A 22,116-nucleotide genomic window follows, 5' to 3' on the forward strand; every position below is an offset into this window, starting at 1 on the left:
GAGCCCCCCTTTAGAAGGGGGCTCGCGTGTACGCCCCTGCCGTGAACGCCGTGAACGCCCCAGAACCACACACGGAGAACCCCGCATGCCCCCGCTCGCCATACCCACCAGCACCAGCCACCACGCGACCGGTTGGGACCGCGCAGCGATCCTGGCCCTCGGCGCCGCCGGATGCGCCCTGTCCTACGACGCCCTCCAGCAGATGGCCGTCGCCATCCACGTCCGCGGAATCCTCACCTACCTCTTCCCACTCGTGATCGACGGCTTCATCGCCTACGGCGTCCGCGCCCTCCTGGTCCTGCGCACAGCGCCCTTCCACGCCCGCCTGTACGTGTGGGCGCTGTTCGGCATCGCGACCACGGCAAGCATCTGGGCCAACGCCCTCCACGCCGTACGGCTCAACCAGCAGGGCACCACCGGTGGTCTCCACCTGGGAGACGGCACCGTCGGCCTCCTTGCGATGCTCGCCCCGCTCGCCCTCGCCGGAGCCGTCCACCTCCACATCCTCATCACCCGCCACACGATGGACGCTCCCCCGCACGGAATTCCTGCCGTCCACAGTGGACTGGGCGACCAGCCGACCGGAACCTCGTCCACCGGCCGAGAGCCGACCCCAGCGGCCAGCACTACCCGTACGAAACTGGCCGACGACACAGGTTCAGGTCAGCAGCGTGCGACGGCCGGAACAGAAACGACCCCCGGCCTCAAAGGATCGGAACAACCGACCACTGGCGAATCCGACGATGGGGCGATCGCCGCAGGACAAAGCCGGACCGGAAGTTCCGGTGAGCTCACCGCCGGCAAGACCGCCGGGCGTCCGCCGGGCGCGTCCTTGGACGAACTGCTGACCATCGGGCGTCAGGCGGCGACCGATGCCGGACTCCTGAGCCGGACCGTGGTCACCAAGGCCGTCCGGGCGCACGGAATCAGCCTGTCCAGCGACCGGCTCACCGCCGTCATGGACCGCCTGCGCGCGGAACAGACCACCGAGCAGCTCACCCTCCGGTGACCGGGACGACCTGGTGCGGCATCCGGTCCGTCCGGGTGCCGCACCGCTCCTCCATCCCAGAGCTCCGGCCGCACCAAACCCCCGGCCGCCCGGACCATCACCTCGGATCGGTCCGCCGCGTCCACCTTGTCCACAACACCGAACTACCTGTCAGGAGACTCCTCACGATGACGAAGGACCAGCACCTCGCCCAAGACACCAAAGAGGGATTCGAGCAGGTCTCAAAGCCTCCTGAGAAGAAGGGACTCTGGCGGTGGGCGAGGGAGAAGACAGCCCTTGGAGCAGCAAGTTGTCCCCAAAGGACTCCTGCCGGGCCTCTCCCCGCCCCAGGGGTGGCGGGGAGGGCCAGCGCCGACCGGGGGCGGTCGGCGCCGGGGACGCTCGGCCCGGGGGTGCCGACCGCCAACAACCCCAGCCACCCCACGCGTCCTCCGTCCTCGCCGCCCTCCGCGCCGAGCGATCCCGCAGTGATCCCCATCGCGGATGTCGTCGCCCGCTACCGCCTGCGTCTGCCCGAACCGCGCCTGCACCGCGTCGCCCCCCGCTTCAACGACGCCGAATGGTGCGAGATCAGCCGGGCCAGCACCCTCTGCGAGAAGAAGCACGGCGGGTTCGTCGCCGCAGCCGCCGTCGCCGCATCCCGCACCAGCGAACCTGGTGGGCACACCAGCCACCCGCACTTGGTCGATCAGCTCATGCGGGACAACCACGCCTGCGCCCGCGCCGGCCGCACCTTCAACGCTCTCGTCCGCCACCTGAACTCCGGCGGCACCCTCCCTCACCACACCGACAGGCTGCTGCATCACGTCGCCCACCGGGTCGCCCAGGTCGACACCGCTGTCACCGCCCTCACCACCACGCATGCGACCGGAATCCACAGCCCTGTGGATATCGGCGGCAGCCACCGGCACCGTCTCTCCGGTCCGCGCACCCGCCGGGTCAGCCCCCGCTTCAGCAACCGCGAATGGGCGAGCATCACCGCCGCCGCAACCCTCTGCCGCATCCCGCCAGGCGCCTACACCGCCGCCGCAGCCCTGCTCGCCGCCCGCTCGGACAACCCCCGTGCGGCCATCGCCGACACCCGTGCGCAGCTCGAAGAGCTGATGGAAGCCAACCGGCTGCTCGCCGCCCTCGCCAACAACACCACCCAGCTCCTGCGCCACCTGAACCCCGACGACACTCCGCACGACCGGGCCCTCCGGCTGCTCCACACCCTGGGCGATGTCCTGGACCGCATCGACGCCACCGCGACCGTCGTCGCGCTGGAAGGACACGCGCACCCGTGATCCCCCACATCACCACTGGCTCCGGTGGCACCCAACGCCTCGTCCACTACCTGTTCGGTCCGGGCGAACACAACGAGCACACCGATCAGCATCTGGTCGCTTCCTGGAACGACTTCGCCCCCGACCCCGGGCCCCAGCCCGATCCCGCCACGGAGGCCAAGCTCGCCGCCCAGCTCGACCTTCCGGTCAACGCTCTGCCCCAGGGTCAGCGCCCCACGAAAACGAACTGGCACTGCTCGGTACGCACCGCACCCACCGACCGCCTCCTGGCCGACGACGAGTGGGCCGACATCGCCCGCCGCGTCGTGGCCGCCGCCGGCATCGCCCCCGACGGCGACACCAAAGCCTGCCGCTGGATCGCCGTGCGCCACGCCCCCGACCACATCCACATCGCCGCCACTCTCGTGCGCCAGGACGGCCGGGTCGCCCGCCGCAGCTACGACCGCAAAGCCGTCCAGGCAGCCTGCCGCACCATCGAGGAGGACTACGGCCTGCGCCAGCTCAACCGCGGGGACGGCACCGCACCCCAACGCGCCACCAGCCCCGAACACTTCAAAGCCGAACGCCTCGGCCGCACCCAGACCGCACGCGACGAGCTACGCGAAGCCGTCCGCCAAGCCAAAGCCGCCGCCCGCGACGAAGCCCAGTTCTTCACCCTCCTGGAGGGGACGGGCATGAAGGTCCGGCCCCGCAAGGCCCCATCCGGCGACATCACCGGCTACAGCGTCGCCCACCCCAGCGACACCAACGCCGCCGGCGAACCCATCTACTACTCCGGCTCCAAGCTCTCCCCCGACCTGTCCCTGCCCGAAATCCGCAAGCACCTCGCCGCACAAGACCAGGCCACCCCCGTCGCCAACCCCTGGCACGCTGCCGCCGACGCCGCCCGCCACACCCTGGCCGTACTCAACAACGATGACGACGCCGGAGCGCAAGCCCACCTCGCCGCCTTCGGTGAACTCCTCGACACCGCCACCTTCGCCGCCCCTACGGTCAGCAAGGCCGAACTCCGCGCCGCCGCAGCAGCCTTCCATCGCGCCACTCGCTCCACCATCCGCGCCGACCACCAGCAGGCTGCCGCCTTGCGCCGGGCCGCGAAGGATCTGATCTACACCGCCACCAGCGGCCAGGACAGCACCGGTCTCGCTGTCCTGCTCTCCATTGCCATCCTGATCACCCGCGCCACCATGCACTGGCACCACGTCCGCGACCACCAGCAACAGCAAGCGGCAGCCCAACAAGCGCTCGCCGCCCTGAGCGCCGCCTACGAGCAGGCCGCCCGCCCCACCCTGACCGCCCTCGCCCGCTCGGCACCCCGCCCCGACGCCACCCGCCGCTACGAGGCAGCACTGCGGCAAGCCATCCCCGAACACGCCGACCGCATCCTCGCCGACCCCGCCTGGCCCGCCCTGACCGCCACCCTCGCCCAAGCCGAGAAGGCCGGCGACAACCCCCACCGAACCCTGCGGGACGCAGCCGAACAGCGAGAACTCACCACAGCGCAATCCCCCGCCGAAGTCCTCCACTGGCGCATCACCGCAACCACCAGCAAACGCCACCAGGCAGCCATCGCCCGCAGCAGCAATGCACGAAACATCACCGCTCCGGGACCCGTGACGTCGGCCGCGGACGTCCGGAACGCCGTCGCCTCCAAACAGCGCCGCCAGCGTCCATGAGCAGGAGCGGTGCAGAGCCGTTTCCGGTCAGGCTTCCGCTGCGGGGCGCAAGGGTTCTGCTCTCTGCCGGAGATCTTCTGCCTCGGGCACGTCCCTGTAGCGGTCCAGCCGGGCGTACATGTCCTCTACCGCCTCGCCGACCTTCACCGACCTGATGCCGTCCGTGCAGTCGAGGAACGCTGTCCACGTGGACAGTGCCGCGTCGAGGTCGCCTTGCCGCACGTGGACCTGGCCGAGATCGGCGAGGACGATAGCGCGGCTGCGGCGGCGGTCGAGACCGTGGATATCCAGGGACTGGTGCAGGTGCTCGGTGGCCCCGTCGAGGTCACCGAGCCTGGCGAGGATCATGCCCGAGTGGTGGGCCCATCGCCCGATGCTGAAGTGGGAGGCCCACGAGTCCCCTGGTGGCGCGTCGGGGGATTTCTCAATCGCCGTCTGCGAGGCTGCAAGAGCCTTGGTCGCAAGGCGGCGGTCGCCGTCCAGGGCTGCGGCGTCGGCGAGGGTGGTCTGGTAGTACGAGACGGCCCGCGCGTCGTCCAGTGTCTTCGCCGCGTCGACGCATCGTTCGGACAGCCGCAGGGCGACGGCGTGGAATCTCGGGCCGAGGTCGATGGCTTGGACGGCCAGGCCGCGGAGGGCGGTCGCGGACAGTTCGGGGTCGCCGGCTTCGGCTGCCAGGCGGTAGGCGTGCGCGTAGTAGCGCTGGGCCATTCCCTGATTGCCTTCGTCCTGGGCCATCCAGCCGGCGAGGTGGACGAGTTGGGAGGTCGCGGCGAACAGGTCCCGGCCGGTCTTCTCGGTGTAGTTGCCGTTGAGCCAGGGGCCGACGTCTTCGATGAGGTAGCGCACGGCCAGGTGCCGGGCGTGACCGCCGCCGAGCTCGGCTGCCGCGTCGCCGAGGACCTGGGACATCTGCCGGACAGCGGCGACCTCGCCGGTGCCGACCCGTACGGCTCCGGCACGGTTGGTCCGGCGCACGATGCCCTCCGGGTCCGGAAGGTTGATGGCGCCAAGGGCGTATGCGCTCGTCGCGGCGAGGAAGTTCCGCCGTAGCACGTCGCTCCTTCCCAACTCGATGACTGACGCCACGGTATCGGCGACCGCTGATCCGGGCTCGGCGTATTCCGGTGCTGCAACCGAGTGATCGTCCAGTTCGAGAACGTCGACGATGTACGGCATCCAATAATCCGGCTTCCGTTTGCCGACCATCCACCGGCGGACGGATTGCCGGTCGAGGCCGGCGGGTCCTCGCCCTTCGGCGATCCCCAGCTCCCGGGCGAGCTTGGCCGGACCCCAACCACGTGCCGCACACGCCTGCTGGATCAGTAAGCCGATCTCCGGGCTGTCGGGCACCTCGCCCCTCCCTCCCCCTGCCATTCAGGACCTCATGTCCGCCCTGAGCTGGCCTACACGGGCCTACGACTGGCCTACAGCCTGGCACCTCCTCACCGTGCGTACCCGCCCGTTGACTGAACAGCACAGACAACGTGCTCGCTCATCGAACGGAAAACGGTGATCACGCCCGTGCACACCACCGGCAGAACCCCCACTGAAAGCGCCTTTATCCTCACAACCAACGCGGTGCTCCTGCCCGCGGAGTCCCGATGACGACCCCGGCCAGCGCCGCCGACATGGCCAGTGACGTCCGGCTCGCCCTGGCCCTGGCCGAAGGCCGCCCGACGGGGCCTGCCACCGATGTGCTGCGCGGACGCCTCCGTACCCACATCGGCGCCCTCCTGGTCCCGGCCGACGCCTACGCCGCGAACCTCGCGGATTCCCGGGCTCGCGACATCGCGGTGAACACCGTCCGCCACGCCCGAGCCGTAGTGCAGGACCCCGTACAGGACCCTGCAGCGAACCTCCGTCTGCTGGCCAAGGCCGTTGACCACCTAGCCCGCTACGCCGCCGCGTCGCAGGAAGGTGGCCGGCGGTGAGCGGGCTGCACGCGGCAGTCCCACGATCCTCGAAGCCCGGGTTGGCCGTGGCCCTGCTCGGCTTGCTGGGTCTGCTCCCGCCAGCCTTGATCCTCGCCCCTCACGTAACGCAGGCGGCACGAGTCCCCGTGGCAGCCGCCCGCCCCGACCTGCCGCCCAACGCCGACGAACCCGCACACCTGCCGGTGTGAACCCTGGGCCGCTCGGTAAGCCGTGCTCCGGCTGTTCGTCCTGCTCCGTCACCACCCGCCACAAACCCCGACGGCCGCGCGGTGCCAGTTCCCGCCCGGCCGCCGGATTCCACCTCCCGCCCCTCCCCCCGGAAGGACCCTGTCCATGTCCCTCGACACAGGCACCAGGCTGCGAGAAATCCTCCGGCTGGCCGGATCACCCGACGAGCAACACCGGTTGGCGGAACAGGACATCCACGGCCTGTCGATCGCCCCCGAAGCCCTGCGCTCAGCCCTCGCGTCCTGCCACACCGGGCGAGTCCACGTCACCGGCACACTGGAGCGGCGCCTGGTGCTCCTGGAACGCGCCGACAGGCAATGGGTCGTCGCGGACCTGTCCGGACAGCCGCACGAGACGCGTGTCTGGCCGGCCTGGCTGGAGGGACACCTCCACCTCGCGGACGCCGGATCCTGGCTGTCGCTGGCAGATCTGGACGAGCACGCCGTGGGCCGGTTCAGCCGCCCGCGTGTGCTGCTCGCCGCCCTGTACCACCCGGAGTACTTCCCGCTGCCCCGCTTCCCGTTAGGCATCTCCGATGTGGCGCGTGCCGCCCGCTCGACCCTCCTGGGCACCGTGTCCCTGGCAGACATGCAGCTCGGCGTGACACTGGAGGACCTGATCACCCGGGTGCGGGTCGAGGCTCCCGACATCCTGGGCGTGTCCGCGACCTTCGGCCAGCATGACCTCTTGGTCAAACTGCTGGATACGGTCTTCGCCCTCCCGGGGCCGCCCGTAATCGTGGTCGGTGGAAGCCTCACCGCACGCAACGAAGGCTTGCTCCTGGAGCGCTACCCGGACCTGTTGGTGGCCCGTGCCGGCGGGGAAGCCACGATCGAAGGGCTCCTCGGGCACTGGCACGGCGACCTTGAGCGCAAGCACATCCCCGCGCTGGGCTACAACGGAACGGCCCGAGGAGGCGGCATAGCCATCGCCCGGCGTCGCACGGCCAAGCCGATAGCGCGCGACGCGACGGCAGACATCTTCCCCGAACTCGATCTTCTCCCCGCCACGTTCGAGCACCACGGGGTGGCCCAGCTGGAAGCGAGCCGGGGGTGCACCAATTTCTGCTCGTTCTGCCCGCGCGGCCACAAGGGCACCTGGTCCGGAGCCGCCCCGGATCGGCTGCCGTGGATGCTGGGCGAATTACGGAAGGTCTACGACCGCTATCCGGAGGTGTCGCGGACCCTGTACCTGGTCGACGAGGAGTTCATCGGCCGCGGTGACGATGCGGTCTCCCGGGCGCTAGACGTCGGCCGGGTGCTGCACGAAGCCGGGTTCGCCTGGGAGTCGAGCTGCCGGGTGGACCAGGTCGTACGGACCGACCGCGGAACCGCGTGGCACGTGGAGCGGGCCGACATGTGGCGCACGCTCGTGAACCGGGGCCTGCGCCGGATGCTGTTCGGCGTGGAATCGGGCGTCGACTCCATCCTGACCCGGTTCAACAAGGAGACCGGCAGCGAGCAGAACGCCCTGGCCATCCGCACGTTGTCCGCGCTCGGCGTCCCCACGCGCTTCACGTACATCACCTTCGACCACCTGATGACGCTGGAGGAGCTGAAGGCCACCTACGCCTTCCAAGGCCGCACTGATCTCCTGCTGGATCCGCAGCCGCACCTGGCGCCGGAGGACATCGTGCGAGGAGTACGGGATGACGCGTTCGTGGCTCAGGCGGCGACCGGCCGCCCTCTGCACACGGGCATCTCCTACATGCTCGTCTCCATGGAGTGCCTGATCGGGGCCGCCTACACCCGGAAGGCACAGGAACGCGGCCTGACCGGCTCCGTGCGGCCGTCGATGGGCCGAGTGGATGCTCGGTTCGCGGATTGGCGCATCGGAGTCGCCAGCACGTGGGCACAGCGCTGGGTGGACCGGAACTTCGCCTTGGACTACACGCTCAAGTCGCTGGAGAAGATTCTCGACGGTGATCAGCGGGACGCGGTCCGCGCGGCCCGGGTCGTCCTTAAGGACGCCGCCTTCACCGTCCTCGGCGAGATGATCGCCGTCATCGAGACCCACCCCGTGATACCGGTCGAGGAGCACGCCGAACAGCAGCTCACCGTCCTCATCGGCACCTTGCTGGAGGCCCGGATCGACCGGCTGCGCGAGCGCATGGCGTCCACCGTCGAGCAGGTAGGAGCGCGGCTGCGCGGAGAGCACGCCAAAATGCTCCGCCACGAACACGGCCGGTGGGAGTCCGCCACCGGCTGGCAGCTGATCAACGCCTCAGACCCCTGCGGAACTTAGGAAGGATCAGATGGACCACCACGACATGCCGGGTCTCGGACGAAAAGTGTCACGGATCGGTGCGGGATGCTGGACCATCGGCGGTCCCGCCGTCAACAACGGGACACCGATCGGCTGGGACGGGGTGGACGAAGACGCCGCATACGCGGGGCTGGTCCGCGCACGCGAATTGGGCGTCACCGTCTTCGACACCGCAGACGTCTACGGCCTCGGCCGCTCCGAACGCCTCATCGGCCGCCTGCTACGCGAGACCACCCGCAAGGACCTCGTGATCTCCAGCAAAGTCGGATACTTCGCCGGCACCGCCCGACACCCATACCTCCCCAGCCAGATACACCGCCAGTTCGCCACGACCCTGGACAACCTGGGGACCAGCTACCTGGACCTGTACCACCTGCACAGCAGCGACTTCGGCGACCGAGACACCTACCTGCAACCAGCGATCGACACCATCGTCCAGTTGCGCGATCGGGGCATGATCCGAGCCATCGGGATGCGCGCACCCCACCGGTTCGCCCTGGAATGGGCAGGCCAGCCCAGTCACCCCCACGCGGCCGAGACGCGCCGCTTCCTGCACCTGCTCCGATCCGTACGCCCGGACGTGCTCACCGTCCGCCATAACCTGAGGAGCCCCCGGTACTTGCTCGGCGAGACCGACATCTTCGCGTTCGCGCGCGCCGAAGGACTCGGCGTCCTGATCAAGCAAGTCCTCGGACAGGGCCTCCTCCTGGGCACCCGCCGGACCGGCTCCGAACGCGCCTTCAGCGCCTCCGACCACCGCTCTGCCAAACCGGTCGACACCGATCTTCTGCGCTTGCTGGCAGCCGCGGTGGACCGGATCGGACGACGGTTCGGCACCGCCCCTCATGACCTGGCCAGAGCCGCAGTGCAGTACGCGCTGCACGACGCTCCGAAGGCCGTCGCTCTCATCGGATTCCGAGACGCCTCCCAGATCAGCACCACGCTGGCCCGAGCCGACGAACCGATCACCGACGAGGACATGGACTTCCTGCACGCCGTCATGTCACCCGTACGGGAGAAGATGACCGATTCCCAGCCCGGCACCAACGCCCATCGAAAGAATTGACCCACGCCCCCCAGCAGCAAAGGACACACCGTGGAGTACACCGAGGTCGAGCAGAAGTACCGGCTCGCGGTCCCGGCCCAGACGGTCAAGGACACCTTGACCCGCATGGAAGCCAAGCCCGGCGAGGCGTCCCGCCAGATCGACACCTACTACAACGCTCCCCATCGGGACTTCCTCGCCCCAACAACGATCTCCGAATGGCTGCGAGTCCGCGTCGAGGACAACACCGCGTCCCTCAACTTCAAGCGGTGGCACCCGATCGAGGCCGAGCTGAAGACGCACTGCGACGAGTACGAGTCGGCCGTCACCGATCCGAAGGCCGTCACTCTGCTCCTGGAAGCGCTCGACTACAAGGAGATCGCCACCGTCGACAAGGTTCGCGAGGAATGGACCACCAGCGACGGGGACATCGCCGTCGCCTTCGATGACGTCGCCAGCCTCGGCACCTTCATCGAGTTCGAGTTCAAGGGCGAAGCCGCCAGCATCGAAGCTGCCATCACGCGCCTCGACGAGTTCATCGCCACCATCGGTGCCGAGCTCGGCGATCGCATCCACGCCGGCTACCCGCACCTGGCCCTCGGCCGCCACACCACATCCTGAACTGCCCCATACCTTCAAGCAGTGGCAGCCCCTGACACAGGACGTCGCCCTCTCGGTCGACCTCCCCCTGCCCAGGGGAGGTCGACCGAATAGGGGAAAGGAGGCTGTTCTGTCATGCGGAAGCAGGCAACGTCGACGACACCCCATGAATCGCCTACATATTTCGGCTCGCGGGTGACGGCACCACGTGCTCGTCGCCGCTTCCGGTCCAGCGTCCCAGGACCAGCCAGAATTCGTAGTGCAGGAGCCATGCCGAAATCCACGGCAGGATCGTATTCGAGAGGAACATGTGCTCTTTCCACTCTCCGGGCAGATACAGGCACAGGGTGCCGTCGGGATAGACGTGCGGGAGAGCCGTGGCGTTGGGATGCAGCGCCAGCGGCGGATCAGTGATGGTCACGCGTGGTCTGCGCCGGTGGCGGTAGACGACCCGAGCCGAGTAGTTCCTACTCGCAGGAGTGGGCTGCAGGGTGAACGTGCAGACGAGTTCACCACCTCGTACGGCAGCCTGGACACCGGGGATGACCGCTTTGATCGCGGCCATCTGGCGGCCGAGGTTAACCGCGCGGGCCGGGATGCTGGCCATAGAAGGTGTTCGGCTTCCTGCGGGGACCGACGGCCGTCGCGGAGAGCAGTCCGGTGGCGCTCATCCGCTGGACGGTGGAAGCTTTCTCACGGGCCGCGTAGCGCTCGTAGGAGCGCATCAGGGGGCCGGCCTCGAAGGATTTGACGAGCCGGGAGTACACCACGTCCAGGCCCTTGGACTCCATGAGGGACAGGCTGTCCATGGTTGTGCTGATCTCGTCGAACCAGGAAAGGAACTTCCGGCGCCGCTCAGGGTATTCGTTCCATTTGTCGGTAAAGTTCTCCTCTTCGTGGGCGGGGTTGGGAACCCACCACTGGCCTTCGCGATTTTCGATCAAGCGCGGCATGGCGGCGAGCACGTTGCGGACAGCGGTGAACAGGTCGTCTTCACCGCGGTAGGCGCGGCCGGCGAGTGTGGTCAGGAGAATGGACGGCGGCCGGTTGTCGGTGTCCTCGGCGAAGAAGAGCATGCAGTGCCACTTGAGGATCTGCACGAGGCGCTGCAGGGTGCTGCGGATGTGATGTTCGGGGACCTCCGCGACGTTGGCGTGCAGCTTTTCGAGAAGGGCGCGGGACTGTTCCGAGCGTTTGCGGAACCAATCCGCGTAGCCGAGCGGGTTGCTGTGCTGCCATTTGTGGAGGTTCTTGTCCGTCAGCAGGATGCCCGTGGGGCGGTGTTTCTCGTCGGGGATGGCGGGCAGGACGTCGAGGTGGAAGCTCGGGTATCCGAGGGTCCAGCAGCGGCGACGGGGCTCGAGGCTGTCCGGCCCGTCGGTGTGGCCTTGGCGCTGTTTCCAGCCCCGGTAGGCGACGAGCTGGTCGCCTACGCACTTCTTGAGCCCTTCTTTCGACGTGCTTTCCTGCTTCAGCGGGAGTCGGCAGACGAGGTCGATGTCGTACTCGCCGCTCTCCGTGCCGGGGCGGACCACGGTACCGAGGAGGAAGGAGCCCTGGGAGTGGATCTCCCATCCGGGGTTGCCGTTCTCCGCGAGCCAGGCCCCGACCTCCTTGTAGCGCCGGACCGCGGTGTCGTGGAGGTCCGGGGAGATGTCGAGGACTTCCACGGCGCCGTCGAGCAGCATGGACAGCATCTGTTCGAGCGAGTCGGTGTTGTCCCGCGTCTGGTGGAACGCGTTCACGATATTTCCTTACGAGCGGGGTAGAGGGGGACGAATGCCGCTGCGTGGTGATCGCAGAAGGTGCGGTGGACGGCCGGGGAGACGTCGCGGCTGACGTGTCCGGCCAGTCCCGACAGGGTTTTGATATCGACGTCGTCCAGGGCGACAGCGCCGGTGGGGACTGTCGGGTTGAGGCGGAGCACGTTGTTCTTGCCGACGAAGTGGCGTACCTGTTTTGCCGCGCTCTCGCTCTGGGCGCGCATGAGCACCTCGACGGCGTCCCCGGCCCAGGGCAGCAGGCCGCCGCGGTCGAGACGGTGGTGGCGGTGGCGGACGTCGGTGGTGGTCCCGAGGCTGAACACCCGGATCGTGTCGAGGGGAACGCCCAGCGGGCCCACTGCCTCGGTCAGCGCGACCATGGCCGGGTTGTTCGCCCAGACACCGCCGTCGACGAGCCGTGCTCCGTCCAGCGCCATCCCGGGCAGGTAGGTCGGTGCGGCGGATGTGGCCAGCGCGACGTTGACGGCTTTCTCGCGCCAGTCGCGCTTAAGGCCGGGCAGATGCGGGGTCCGGAAGAGGTACACGTCGTCGGCGGCGATGTTGTAGGAGGTGATTACCAGACGCTTGGTGCTCTCTCCGAAGGTCCGGTCGCCGAAGACTTCGGTGAGGGCCGCGCGCAGCGGCTCCGTGCCGTACTTCGCGCGCACCAGGTGCCTCAGGCCCCGCATGCGGCTGCGGTCCCGGAAAATGCGCGGCCCGTGCTCGGTGTAGAACTCGAGGATTTGCTGCGGGGACAGCCCGAGTCCGAGGCCCAGCGCGATGATTCCGCCTGTCGAGGTGCCCGCGATCAGGTCGAAGTGGTCGGCGATGCGGACACCGAGATCCTCTTCAAGGCGGGCCAGGACCGCGGCGGAGAACATGCCGCGGAAGCCGCCGCCGTCGAGGGCCAGTATCTGGAAGCGCTCCATCAGTTCAACCGCCCCCGAACCATGGGTTTTTCGAAGGCTCCGCCCACCGGGGCGGGATCTTCGCCGTTGAGAGTACTTAATATCACAGCACGCATTTCTGTGCGTGTTTCTACGCGCGTGTCGTAAGGTCTGTGTCGGCCACGCACCTTGAAGCGTGTTCGGGATCCGTGTTCCGCCAAGATGTGGAGACCAAGATCAGACAGGTAGAGCAAGGGGAAAGATGAGCACGCAGGCGTTCGAGCGCACTCGGCTGCGGACCGCCCGCGAACTGGCCGGGCTGAGCCAGACGCAGCTCGCCCGCGAGAGCGGGCTCACTCCTGCCGCGATCAGCCAGTTCGAGAGCGGCGCGGCGCGGCCCAGCCCCGACACGACCGGTGTCCTGGCCGGGGTCCTTGCGGTACCCCCGGAGTTCTTCCATGAAGCGATGGTCGAAAGTCATGAGGGCTTCTTCCGGTCGCTGCGCCGGACCTCGGTGTCCGACCGCCGCCGCGCGCGGGCCATCGCGCACGTCGCCCACGATCTGGCCGTCCACGCCTCGTCCGCGCAACGATTCTGCTCTGGCGACGTGCCGATGCTCCCTGTGAGCGGATTGCAGGCCGAGCGGGCCGAGATCGAGGAGACCGCAGCCCGGGTACGGGCCATGTGGGGACTACCCTCAGGACCGGTCCCCAACGTCGTGGAACTTCTCGAGATGCACGGAATCGCGGTGACCCGCCTCCCCCTCGACAAGACGGACGTTGACGCCTTCTCCCTGCCCTTCTCCGACCATCCGGTCATCGTGCTGGGCACCGACAAGAACGACCGGGCCCGATCCCGCTTCGACAGCGCCCACGAACTCGCCCACCTCGTCCTACACGGCGAGCAGATCTGGGGTGTCAAAGAGGTCGAGACCCAAGCTCACCAGTTCGCGGCGGCCTTCCTCATGCCCGCCGAAGACATCCGCGACCAGTTGCCGACCACGGTCGACTGGCCGGCCCTGTTCGCGCTCAAACGGCAATGGCAGGTGTCCCTCGCCGCTCTGCTCATGCGCGCCCGGACCCTGGGGTGCATGAGCGAGAACACCTACCTGACCGCTATCAAGGCGGCGTCCGCTCGGGGGTGGCGCCGCGTCGAACCGGTCCCTCTCGGCCGACCGGAGCAGCCGACAAGACTCCTTGCCTACCTCGCCTCTGCCGACAGCGCCCCGGCACGGGCCATACTGCCGCCCCAGATCGTGGAGAGCCTCAAGACCGCGTCCACGGGATGACCGCACCGGCTCGCGCGTGCAAGTCTGCCACCCGGCCACATAACGCCGCCCCGCGCCAGGCATGGTCGGGACCTCCCGGGTCAGACCCGCCGCCCGTTCCTACGCCTCGCCGCTGTCCGTGCGCGAAGACTCCGGGTTGCGCTCCTTGTGGCTGAGGGCTTCGGCGATCAGCTCGCGACACACCCTGATCACTTCGTATGGGTGGCCGCCTACACGTCCCAGACGAACGACACGTTCCACGACTGCCTCGTCGCCCAACGAATCGAGCCAGATCCGGACCGTTTCCGCCTCATGGCTTCCAGCGGAAGGAGCGAGAACCTCGACGAGACCAGCACGCCCGACGACAGCCGCGGCCCTGCCGCTGGCGCGCGCAACAGCGGCTGTGCGGCCCGCCGTTGCTAGTTCTGCTCGTAGATCCCCGTGCCCGACCGCGATGTCGAGCTGCGGGGGCAGCAGACTCACTTCGTCGTTCCCGGTGACAAGAACGGGAATGGCTACGGTGCGCACCCATTCTTCAAGGAGCTCCAGTTCATGGGCGGCGATGGCCCACACCCCGGTGTGAGGCCGCTGCAAAGACACGGTCGGTACCACTGAGAACGGAATGCGGGCGCCGTGTGGGGCGCTGACAAGTACGTCCCCTTCCTGCAGTGGCAGGCCGTCGCCCGGCTGGGGCCGCGGTTTGAGGGGAAGCGCAACGGTCAGGTCGCTGCGCGGATCATCCGGGTACACGCCCCCGAGGCGGGTCGCCGCGACAGCGGGGGTACGGTGCTTGGCCAGGTTGGTGTGGACGGCCAAGAGCCGCAGCGGATGCTCATCGGGGCTCCCCAGCTGGAACGGCTGCAGCCGCTCAATACGCTGCGCAAGAGGCGTGCCGACGTACAGCAGCGGAGGCCGGCGCCGCCGACCGTCTCGGAACCACTTGGTGAGCGCCCCAGCGTCCGTGGTGGCGGGCAGCTCGACAGCCCTCGCCTCCTCTTCTGTCAAAGGCCGTCCGAGACCGGCGGCAACCTCCGCGTACAGGGTGTGCTCCAACGCAGCCCGCAATTGGGTAAGAGCGTCAGCCACGAGCCGGGGCACCGCTTCGGGGAGGGGCGCAAGTGCCTCGACCACAACCTCCATCCGGTCGCCCGTGACTCGCTCGGCAAACGTGATCGGTCCTTGCTCGGTGTAGTCATGAATCAGCCGCAGCGCCCGCTCGATCGTGTGATCCACATGGGCCAGCGTCGCGACCACGTGAAGCTGGTGGTCCGGCAGCCAGGAGTAGTCCACGTCGCCAAGGTTCATGGACACGACCCTAGCGACAGATGCCCCGACAGCTCGAAATACGGACTCAGTTGCCGCCTACGCCATGGGCTGCGCCGCCGAGATGAATGGCATCAGCGCCGCGTTCCTCCGGGCGATCGGCGACGATTGCCCTATCCCCCGCCGGAACCGGCTCGTCGATCCTCTTCCGACGAAACCACCGCCGTAAACGCCAACCGTCGCCCAAAACCCTCGCCTACTTCCACCAGTAGGGAGGTGTCCCAGCTGGACAGCTTCGTTCCGTTGGGCTACTCAATTTCTTGGGAGCGTCGCTAGCGGTATTTGGATCAGCGAGCGCCACTCCTGGCATCACAACTGCTCCTCCGCCAGCTGAAGGGTCGGTCGCGAGTCTTGCGGGGCGAGAAACTCGCAGACCATGCGCTCGGGCCAGTGGAGTTGCTGGGCCAAGTGCTGGGTCGTCAGGCCCTTGCGCCGCGCCATCTCAAGGGCTCGCTGCAGTAGCACTGGCACCTCACCCGAGAAGCCTTGCACCGATGTGAAGGGCAAGAGCCCGCGTGTTCGGAGGGCCTTGAGATGCCTCCACGCTCGGCCGCTCACCGCTTCGCTGTGTAGCCCTAGCTCTCGGCATCGCACGAGGAGGGAGTCCAGTGACACGCCCCATGTGTGTTGCAGCTTCCCCAGAACGGTGAAGTCGACCCGTGTTGGCAGCGAACTCGCCAGCCGCGCTGCGGGAGTGAGAAACTCCGCGGCGAAGGAATCAGCTTGGCGCTCGTGTTGGATGTCTCCGGGGTGGGCCTCACCGTGCAATAGCAGGTGGCCCAACTCGTGAGCGCAGCTGAATCTGTGCCGGTAGACGTCATCACGTTCGTCGTTCAGTACGACTACGGGCCGCGGCAGCCTGGTTGTGGAGAAGCCGTCCAATTTGCGGCTGTCGGGGTTCAGGTAGGGAAGTACCGTCACCACGATGCCGCGCGACTCCAAGAGACGAACGAGGTGCGGGATAGGGCCGTCACCCAAGCCCCAGCGGGCGCGGAGGGCGCGAGCCGCCTGTTGCGGATCGGTAGGAAGGTCCGGGATCGTCTCACCGCCGTCCCAGCCGGGCAGATCGACTTCTGGCAGCCGGACGTAGGACTCCAGTGCGTGTGCCAGTTCCCATAGGAGTTCCGTGAAGGACAGGCTTCGCTCCCGTTCGCGCGCTGGAGCGGAACGCAGGGAGCGGAAGTGCACGGCAGCGGTGTCTAGCGCTGCTCGCGGGCGGCCGACGGTGAAAAAGGCGCTGGGCATTCCCAAGGCGTCGGCAAGGCGGCGAACCTGCTCCGGGCGGGGCCGAATGGCACCGGCTTCATATTGACCCACGGCAGCGGGCGTGACGTCGATCTTGGCTGCCAGCTCCTTCTTGGTCCAGCCGGCGAGGCGCCGGGCCTGCGTGAGCCGCGCACCGTCAAAGGCTGCGGCCACAGATGAGGAAACATCCAGTGGCAGGACCGGCGCCAGGGAAAGGGGGGGCTGCTTAACGCTCATCACTCTCATTCGCGGATTCGTCCGCGTCTTCCAGGTTGATGGGGTGCTCTTCGCCCGTGCTGAAGCCAGGCGTGTCCGGGCCAGTGGGCGCCACAACCGACAAACCTCCGGCGCCACCCTCAGCGTCAGAGATGGGCAGCGGCTCGAGCCAGTCCCAGTTCACAGCGCCCGAGGAACCCAGCGTAGCCTCACCGACGTAGCACTTGAGCAGACCGCCCTCTCGGTTGCTGGCGTACGCGAGCAACAGCATCTTCGGCTGGTCGGGGAGCTCTTCCAATACTTCTTCCAGCTCGTCGACCGCCCATTCCTGGCCGTCGATGCCTTCACTGATCTGAAGCGCCATCTGGACCTGCTGGGGCAGACCACCGTAGGCGGCAAACATCTCCTGGCGAATGTGGGATGTTCGTACCCGCATCGCACGCACGTCGGTGGTGGAGTCATTCGCGTAGCAGACGGGATACAGCACCGCCCCGCCGACGGCGAGCATGAAGGTGTTACCCACCTGCAGGGCCCGGGCCTCCGGGAGCAGCTCCTTGAGCTGCTCCTCCTCCTTGAGCGCACCGACGCAGAACCGCCAACGGTTGGTTCCGAAGGTATGACCATCGCTGTAAGTGCTGAAGTCGTAGGCGTCGATCGCTTCTTGGTTACCCGTCGTCAGCGCCCAGATCACGTGACGGCGCACGCGTGGAGCCGGGTCACCGATCAACCGGTCGAAACGAGAAGCATGCAGCGACAAGAAGCCACCCCCTGGAAGAGACGTCGACACGAGAGTGAACTTTAATCGACGTGGCGATCATGCTGCCGCACTTTAGTTTCTGCGTCAATACTGACACGCCGATCCATGCTGCGGGTTGCGTTCGACGGTTTCGACGTCGATGCCGAGGCGGGTGCCGTGGGCTGCGACCTGGTTCTTGAAGCCCTGGTCGACCAACAAAGGGTTCATCCCGCAGCCGAAGCGGTGGGTGGTCGAGCAGACCTTTGGGATCCTGATACTGCACCGGCGCCTGGCCCGTGACTACGAGCACCGCCCATCCTCGTCCGTCTCCCGCGTCTACTGGGCCATGACCCAGATCATGGCTCGCCGGCTCACCGGTGCGAACACCCCCACCTGGCGCGACCCGCAGACGGTGACCACGTGAACATCCAGCCCCTGCTCGACGCGCTCGGCATCCAAGAGGACGCCGCCAGGGCCATGGCTGATGACCTCCGCACCCAGATCGGCGAACTGCAGGCCCGGCTCCGGGAGACCGAGACCCACCTCGAACACCTGACGATCACCCGGAAGACGGTCACTGCCCTCGCCGACCGGATCCCCGCCCAGCCCGGCTCGCCGGACCTACCCGAGCACCCGGACTACCCCCGCATCCTCGCCGTATTCAACGAGGCCACCGACGCCCTCCGGGCCCGTGACGTCTGCCAAGCCCTCGACCACGAACTGCTGCCGAAGAACATCGAAGGCACCCGCGCCAAGCTGAAACGCCTGGTCAAGCTCGACATCCTCACCGAGAATGACGTTGGCACCTTCACAAGAATGCAGTGACCGACCGAGCAGGCGGTTGGCGACTCTGCCTCAGCCTCACCCGGAACGGGCTCAATTCGCCAACCATCCCCGCCCCCTGATCGTCAGAGCAGCAGGTGCGGAGCGTTACCGTGCACCGCTCGATGGCGATGGGAAGCCAGCCACGATCTGGTGCGCGTACTGATCCTCCGGGCCGAGGTCTTGGACTGCTCGATGGGCCTCATGAAGCCGACTCGTCTCGCACAGCAGCCGCACGAGGCCGTATAGCGCTCCACGGTCGCCATCCTTGGCGCGGCCGCGCAGCGCCGCCTCCATCCCCCGTTCGCGAAGCGATCTGTTGAGTCTCCGACGCGCGTGCAAATCCGTTAGAGCGAGTTCTGTAAGTTCCGTGAGCCGTTCCGCACGGGCGAGCAAATCCATGTGCCACAGATGGTTGCTGTGTGCGGAGGAATCGGCGGAGTAGCACTCGGCGCGTGCGCTTACCAACGCGATAGCCGTATTCCAATCCCGCCGCTGTTCCGCTGCCTGGGCCTGCTCGAACCACTTCATGGGATGAGTATCGCGTAGCGCCGCCTGGTATCGAAATGGTCGCCGACGAACGTCCGACAGGACCAGCACTTACGGCCTTCCAAAGGCTCACGAACCGCCCTCTAAGAACCTGCAACCTGCTCGGACAGGCGTCGAGACCCTGCCCGAACTCTCCGAGCTAGGGGTTACGGCGGTAGGCATCAGCCAGCAGCATGTCCAAGCTGGTGCGCAGGACGTTACCGGTGGTGTCTCCGGCTACATCGGCGAAACCCTACGCGAAGGAGCTGTACGAACGGGCCCGACGCAGGACGCCTGCCGTCTGTCCAACTCTGTCGATTTGCGAGCCGACTGCGACCCGAGCGCAAGCTTCCTGGCCGGAAGGCGGCTCCTTCGCCGCCCCAAGGGGCAGGGAAGAGGCAAGACGAAGCGGCTACCGAGGGATGATCAGATCGGTCAGTTGTGCCGGCGTAGGGACTTTCCCTCGGTTGAGCAAAAGCACGGCAGCCAACACCAGTACGGGGAACAGTGCAGCAAGGGCCGGTTCGGGAAGACCAGCTATCGAAGCGCCCGACAGGGCCAGAACGACCACAGCGCCAACAGCCGCCATACGCAGCCGTTCTCTGGGCACAACCGGTTCAGCGTTGTCGATTTGATCTTCATCGAGCAGTTGGCCTACGCGCCCCTCGGCATAGCGCTCTGCAATCGTAAGAAGCAGCACCGTGAGATCTCTCAGCGCGCGACCTGGGTCAGCATCCTGCTGCGCCTCCGCCTCGCGGAGCGCCCCAACAACCCGCGCCGTGTGAGCAGCAACAACACGCTCGTGATGCGCCCGAGCCTTGCCGCGACGTATCCGGGGCGCTTGCCAAACGACCCGCTCCGCTGCCCTAAGTGAAATCCGGGGTACGTCCTTCCCGGGCTGTCCGGCCTCCCATTGCCTCAGCGCACGAGCGCACTGCACAGCAGCAACAAGCAGCACCACCACTGGCCAACACCGCAAATAATCACTAGGGGAAACAAATGATTCCCTCCACGCTCGCTCACGGCGCTGCCGCTGCTCCTGTCCCTGCGAGAGAGCTGCGACGACTCGGCGGATGAGTGGTATCGCCATCAGCAGGAGCAAGACAACCAAGACGCCGCGGAGCGCCTCAAATGCTTCAGCCGGCCCATCCCAGGCACGAACTGCCCCCGGCACGGCAACCACCCGCTCCATCAGCATTCTCAGTGGGTCAGGCCCACTTCGATCGGGTCCATCTGATCGGGGATGGCGAACAAAGATGGCACCCGCGTTCCACGTCAAGAGGGCAAAGGCAGCCAGGCACACCAAGTAGGCCGGAATAGCGACTTGAGCTGCGTACCACCACTTCACCACCCATATAGGGGGCAGTCCATGGCCAGGCGGGACTTGCCCCGTCGCGACCCCCGGCAGCACCTCCCGCGCCTCAGCCAAGAGCACCTCAGCGTGTCGATGAGCCGCTATCTGCCTTCGACGCTTGACCTCCTGCGTCACCCGTCGATCGAAGGGTTCAAGTATGCGCCGTCGTACCCAAGTACGGAGAGGCACATAAGACCACAAAACTGCCACGGCGCAGAGGGCCGCCAGTTCGACTGACAGCACAAGGAACGTCTTCACGCTGGGCAGTCTCCCTGACGCCGCTGACATCTGCCTGGGATCTCAGCGCTCCGCCGTACGGTGGGCTTGTTCCAAGGTCGGCTAACAGTGCGGCCTTCAAAAACTCCACGCAGCATTCCCGGCTGCGTTGGCACCGGACGGTCACCTGTACGTGCCGCCCGCAAGACCCTGAATCGGGACATCTCAAGCTTCACCGGGTCTGCGATGTCATGGAATCGACTAGGCGTAGCAGCGACTCCACGCGCTGATCGGCATCCGGATGCGACGCTGCGGCCTCTGCGGAATGCACCTCGGGTCTCGAACCGCACCGGAAGTACAGCAGCGAAGTACAGCAACCAGCCCGGCCAACAGCGACCGTCAACGACCCTCGCGCCACCGCTGACGTGCGTAGATGACCTCAGAAACCGCGCTGCCCGTGATTCGGGACGAAGAGGCCGTGGGTTCAAATCCCGCCACCCCGACTGGTGACATTGCAGTTCAGGGCCCTGATCATCATTGATGATCAGGGCCCTGACTCGTTTCCGGGGGCGGAAAAGGCCGGGCTCTTCGGTGATCTCTCACCTACAGTCGCTGCGGCGGGGGCAGCGGGATCGGTGCAGGGAGATTCTTGTGGGCAGGGTCGAGACGATCGCGGGAGCCATGGCGGCCGCGGTGGGACATCTTGGGGTGCTGCGGGATCAGACGCGGTTCCGGGTGGGGCTGGTGGACGGCTGGGGGATTCCCGCCGGGGCCTCGGTGCTGGAAGTCGGGTGCGGGCAGGGGGACATGACCGCGGTGCTCGCGGACGCGGTCGGGCCCGGCGGGCGGGTGGTCGGGGTGGACATCGCGGAGCCTTCGTACGGCAGTCCGGTCACGCTGGGCGAGTCGGCGGCGTTCCTGGCGGCCGGGCCGCTCGGGTCGCGGATCGACATCCGGTTCGGCGTCGATGTCCTCGACGAGGCGGTCTCGTTCCCGGACGACGCGTTCGACCACGTCGTGCTGTCGCACTGCTCCTGGTACTTCGCTTCCCTCGACCAGCTGCTCAGGACGCTGACGCGCGTCCGGCCGTGGGCGCGGCGGCTGTGTTTCTCGGAGTGGGATCTGCGTCCGCGGGGTGTGGAGCAGCTGCCGCATCTGCTCGCCGTGCTCGTGCAGGGCCATGTCGAGGCGGTCGGGGCGCGGGGCGAGGGGAACGTGCGGACGCCGTTCTCGCACGAGGCGCTGCTGCGGATTCTCGCGGAGGCCGGGTGGCGGGTGGCGTCCGAGCAGGACGTGGACACGACGGGTCTGCAGGACGCCGACTGGGAGGTGGACGCCGCGCGGCGGATGGCCGGCTCCGACGAGCGGTTCGCGGATCTGTCGCCGCTGGCGCGGGAGTTCCTCACCAGCCAGCTCGATGTGCTCGGCTCCCTCGCGAAGAGCAAGGGCAACGAGCCGCTGCCGTCGTACGCCCTCACCGCGGATCGCGCCTGACGGGCTCTCGCCCCCCGGGCTCCGGTGAGGGGTGCTCGGGGGCATGGCCTTCATCTTCCTCATGACGCTGCCGGGTCTGGTGGTCCGCTGGGGGTCGCCGCGTTCGTCGATATGACGCTGCCGGGTCTGGTGGTCCGCTGACGGTCGCCGCGTTCGTCGATCAGGCGATGCTGCGGGCCGGGCGGGCCGGGCGGGCCGGGATGCTGCCGTGGCGGGGGG

At 67.5% G+C, this 22,116-nt stretch carries 19 protein-coding genes and 2 pseudogenes; 12 read left to right on the forward strand and 9 right to left on the reverse strand.

Going from position 1 to position 22,116, the window contains the following annotated elements:
- Positions 1-85: 85 nt before the first annotated feature.
- The 3 genes from O3W51_RS07230 (at position 86) to O3W51_RS07240 (ending at position 3,971) form a co-directional block, all read left to right on the forward strand.
- Positions 86-1,009: a DUF2637 domain-containing protein gene (locus O3W51_RS07230; RefSeq protein WP_269284712.1), complete on the forward strand. Its 924-nt coding sequence runs from the start codon at positions 86-88 to the stop codon at positions 1,007-1,009.
- A 467-nt stretch (positions 1,010-1,476) separates the two neighbouring features.
- Positions 1,477-2,295, forward strand: a complete 819-nt coding sequence (locus O3W51_RS07235) for a hypothetical protein (RefSeq protein ID WP_269284713.1) — start codon at positions 1,477-1,479, stop codon at positions 2,293-2,295.
- Positions 2,292-3,971 carry a relaxase/mobilization nuclease domain-containing protein gene (locus tag O3W51_RS07240; protein WP_269284714.1) on the forward strand — a complete coding sequence of 560 codons (1,680 nt, stop codon included), beginning with the start codon at positions 2,292-2,294 and terminating at the stop codon, positions 3,969-3,971. Before O3W51_RS07235 ends, O3W51_RS07240 begins: the two co-directional genes overlap by 4 nt.
- A gap of 27 nt (positions 3,972-3,998) precedes the next feature.
- Here the strand turns inward: O3W51_RS07240 and O3W51_RS07245 are convergent, their stop codons facing one another.
- Positions 3,999-5,324, reverse strand: a complete 1,326-nt coding sequence (locus O3W51_RS07245) for a tetratricopeptide repeat protein (protein ID WP_269284715.1) — start codon at positions 5,322-5,324, stop codon at positions 3,999-4,001.
- A 251-nt stretch (positions 5,325-5,575) separates the two neighbouring features.
- On the opposite strand from O3W51_RS07245, the gene O3W51_RS07250 reads away from it, so the two are divergent.
- From O3W51_RS07250 to cyaB, 4 genes are all read left to right on the forward strand, one after another.
- Positions 5,576-5,905, forward strand: a complete 330-nt coding sequence (locus tag O3W51_RS07250) for a DUF6415 family natural product biosynthesis protein (protein ID WP_269284716.1) — start codon at positions 5,576-5,578, stop codon at positions 5,903-5,905.
- A 336-nt stretch (positions 5,906-6,241) separates the two neighbouring features.
- Positions 6,242-8,380 (forward strand): B12-binding domain-containing radical SAM protein, encoded by a 2,139-nt coding sequence (locus O3W51_RS07255; protein ID WP_269284717.1) that lies wholly within the window; start codon positions 6,242-6,244, stop codon positions 8,378-8,380.
- A 10-nt stretch (positions 8,381-8,390) separates the two neighbouring features.
- Positions 8,391-9,467, forward strand: a complete 1,077-nt coding sequence (locus O3W51_RS07260) for an aldo/keto reductase (RefSeq protein ID WP_269284718.1) — start codon at positions 8,391-8,393, stop codon at positions 9,465-9,467.
- 30 nt (positions 9,468-9,497) lie between these two features.
- A complete protein-coding gene (cyaB, locus tag O3W51_RS07265) occupies positions 9,498-10,067 on the forward strand; it encodes a class IV adenylate cyclase (RefSeq protein ID WP_269284719.1) in 570 nt (189 codons plus the stop codon).
- 154 nt (positions 10,068-10,221) lie between these two features.
- Here the strand turns inward: cyaB and O3W51_RS07270 are convergent, their stop codons facing one another.
- Genes O3W51_RS07270 through O3W51_RS07280 form a run of 3 tightly spaced genes read right to left on the reverse strand, consistent with a single transcriptional unit; the run spans position 10,222 to position 12,738 of the window.
- Positions 10,222-10,653 (reverse strand): hypothetical protein, encoded by a 432-nt coding sequence (locus tag O3W51_RS07270; protein WP_269284720.1) that lies wholly within the window; start codon positions 10,651-10,653, stop codon positions 10,222-10,224.
- Positions 10,625-11,791: a nucleotidyltransferase domain-containing protein gene (locus tag O3W51_RS07275; RefSeq protein WP_269284721.1), complete on the reverse strand. Its 1,167-nt coding sequence runs from the start codon at positions 11,789-11,791 to the stop codon at positions 10,625-10,627. The genes O3W51_RS07270 and O3W51_RS07275 overlap by 29 nt, the downstream gene beginning before the upstream one ends.
- A complete protein-coding gene (locus O3W51_RS07280; protein WP_269284722.1) occupies positions 11,788-12,738 on the reverse strand; it encodes a CBASS cGAMP-activated phospholipase in 951 nt (316 codons plus the stop codon). Before O3W51_RS07280 ends, O3W51_RS07275 begins: the two co-directional genes overlap by 4 nt.
- Positions 12,739-12,958: 220 nt before the next feature.
- On the opposite strand from O3W51_RS07280, the gene O3W51_RS07285 reads away from it, so the two are divergent.
- On the forward strand, positions 12,959-13,984 hold the full coding sequence (locus O3W51_RS07285; RefSeq protein ID WP_269284723.1) for a helix-turn-helix domain-containing protein: 1,026 nt from the start codon (positions 12,959-12,961) through the stop codon (positions 13,982-13,984).
- 99 nt (positions 13,985-14,083) lie between these two features.
- Here the strand turns inward: O3W51_RS07285 and O3W51_RS07290 are convergent, their stop codons facing one another.
- From O3W51_RS07290 to O3W51_RS48760, 4 genes and pseudogenes are all read right to left on the reverse strand, one after another.
- A complete protein-coding gene (locus tag O3W51_RS07290) occupies positions 14,084-15,268 on the reverse strand; it encodes a hypothetical protein (protein ID WP_269284724.1) in 1,185 nt (394 codons plus the stop codon).
- Between the two features lie 327 nt (positions 15,269-15,595).
- Positions 15,596-16,768: a helix-turn-helix domain-containing protein gene (locus O3W51_RS07295; RefSeq protein WP_269284725.1), complete on the reverse strand. Its 1,173-nt coding sequence runs from the start codon at positions 16,766-16,768 to the stop codon at positions 15,596-15,598.
- Positions 16,758-17,504: a hypothetical protein gene (locus O3W51_RS07300; RefSeq protein WP_269284727.1), complete on the reverse strand. Its 747-nt coding sequence runs from the start codon at positions 17,502-17,504 to the stop codon at positions 16,758-16,760. Before O3W51_RS07300 ends, O3W51_RS07295 begins: the two co-directional genes overlap by 11 nt.
- Positions 17,505-17,612: 108 nt before the next feature.
- Positions 17,613-17,699: pseudogene (locus O3W51_RS48760) on the reverse strand (IS5/IS1182 family transposase); the annotation flags it as partial.
- 1 nt (position 17,700) lies between these two features.
- On the opposite strand from O3W51_RS48760, the pseudogene O3W51_RS07305 reads away from it, so the two are divergent.
- Together O3W51_RS07305 and O3W51_RS07310 are read left to right on the forward strand one after the other, a co-directional pair.
- Positions 17,701-17,907: pseudogene (locus O3W51_RS07305) on the forward strand (IS5/IS1182 family transposase); the annotation flags it as partial.
- The gene (locus tag O3W51_RS07310; RefSeq protein ID WP_269284729.1) at positions 17,904-18,308 is read left to right on the forward strand and encodes a hypothetical protein; all 405 of its coding nucleotides are present in this window, start codon (positions 17,904-17,906) and stop codon (positions 18,306-18,308) included. The pseudogene O3W51_RS07305 and the gene O3W51_RS07310, both read left to right, overlap by 4 nt.
- Before the next feature lie 105 nt (positions 18,309-18,413).
- Here the strand turns inward: O3W51_RS07310 and O3W51_RS07315 are convergent, their stop codons facing one another.
- On the reverse strand, positions 18,414-18,836 hold the full coding sequence (locus tag O3W51_RS07315) for a hypothetical protein (protein WP_269284731.1): 423 nt from the start codon (positions 18,834-18,836) through the stop codon (positions 18,414-18,416).
- Between the two features lie 628 nt (positions 18,837-19,464).
- Between O3W51_RS07315 and O3W51_RS07320 the strand changes: the two genes are divergently transcribed.
- Positions 19,465-19,707: a hypothetical protein gene (locus O3W51_RS07320; protein WP_269284733.1), complete on the forward strand. Its 243-nt coding sequence runs from the start codon at positions 19,465-19,467 to the stop codon at positions 19,705-19,707.
- A gap of 1,347 nt (positions 19,708-21,054) precedes the next feature.
- The gene (locus tag O3W51_RS07325) at positions 21,055-21,897 is read left to right on the forward strand and encodes a class I SAM-dependent methyltransferase (protein ID WP_443048248.1); all 843 of its coding nucleotides are present in this window, start codon (positions 21,055-21,057) and stop codon (positions 21,895-21,897) included.
- Positions 21,898-22,116: the final 219 nt, after the last annotated feature.

The organism is Streptomyces sp. H39-C1 (assembly GCF_027158125.1).
GTDB lineage: Bacteria > Actinomycetota > Actinomycetes > Streptomycetales > Streptomycetaceae > Actinacidiphila > Actinacidiphila fildesensis.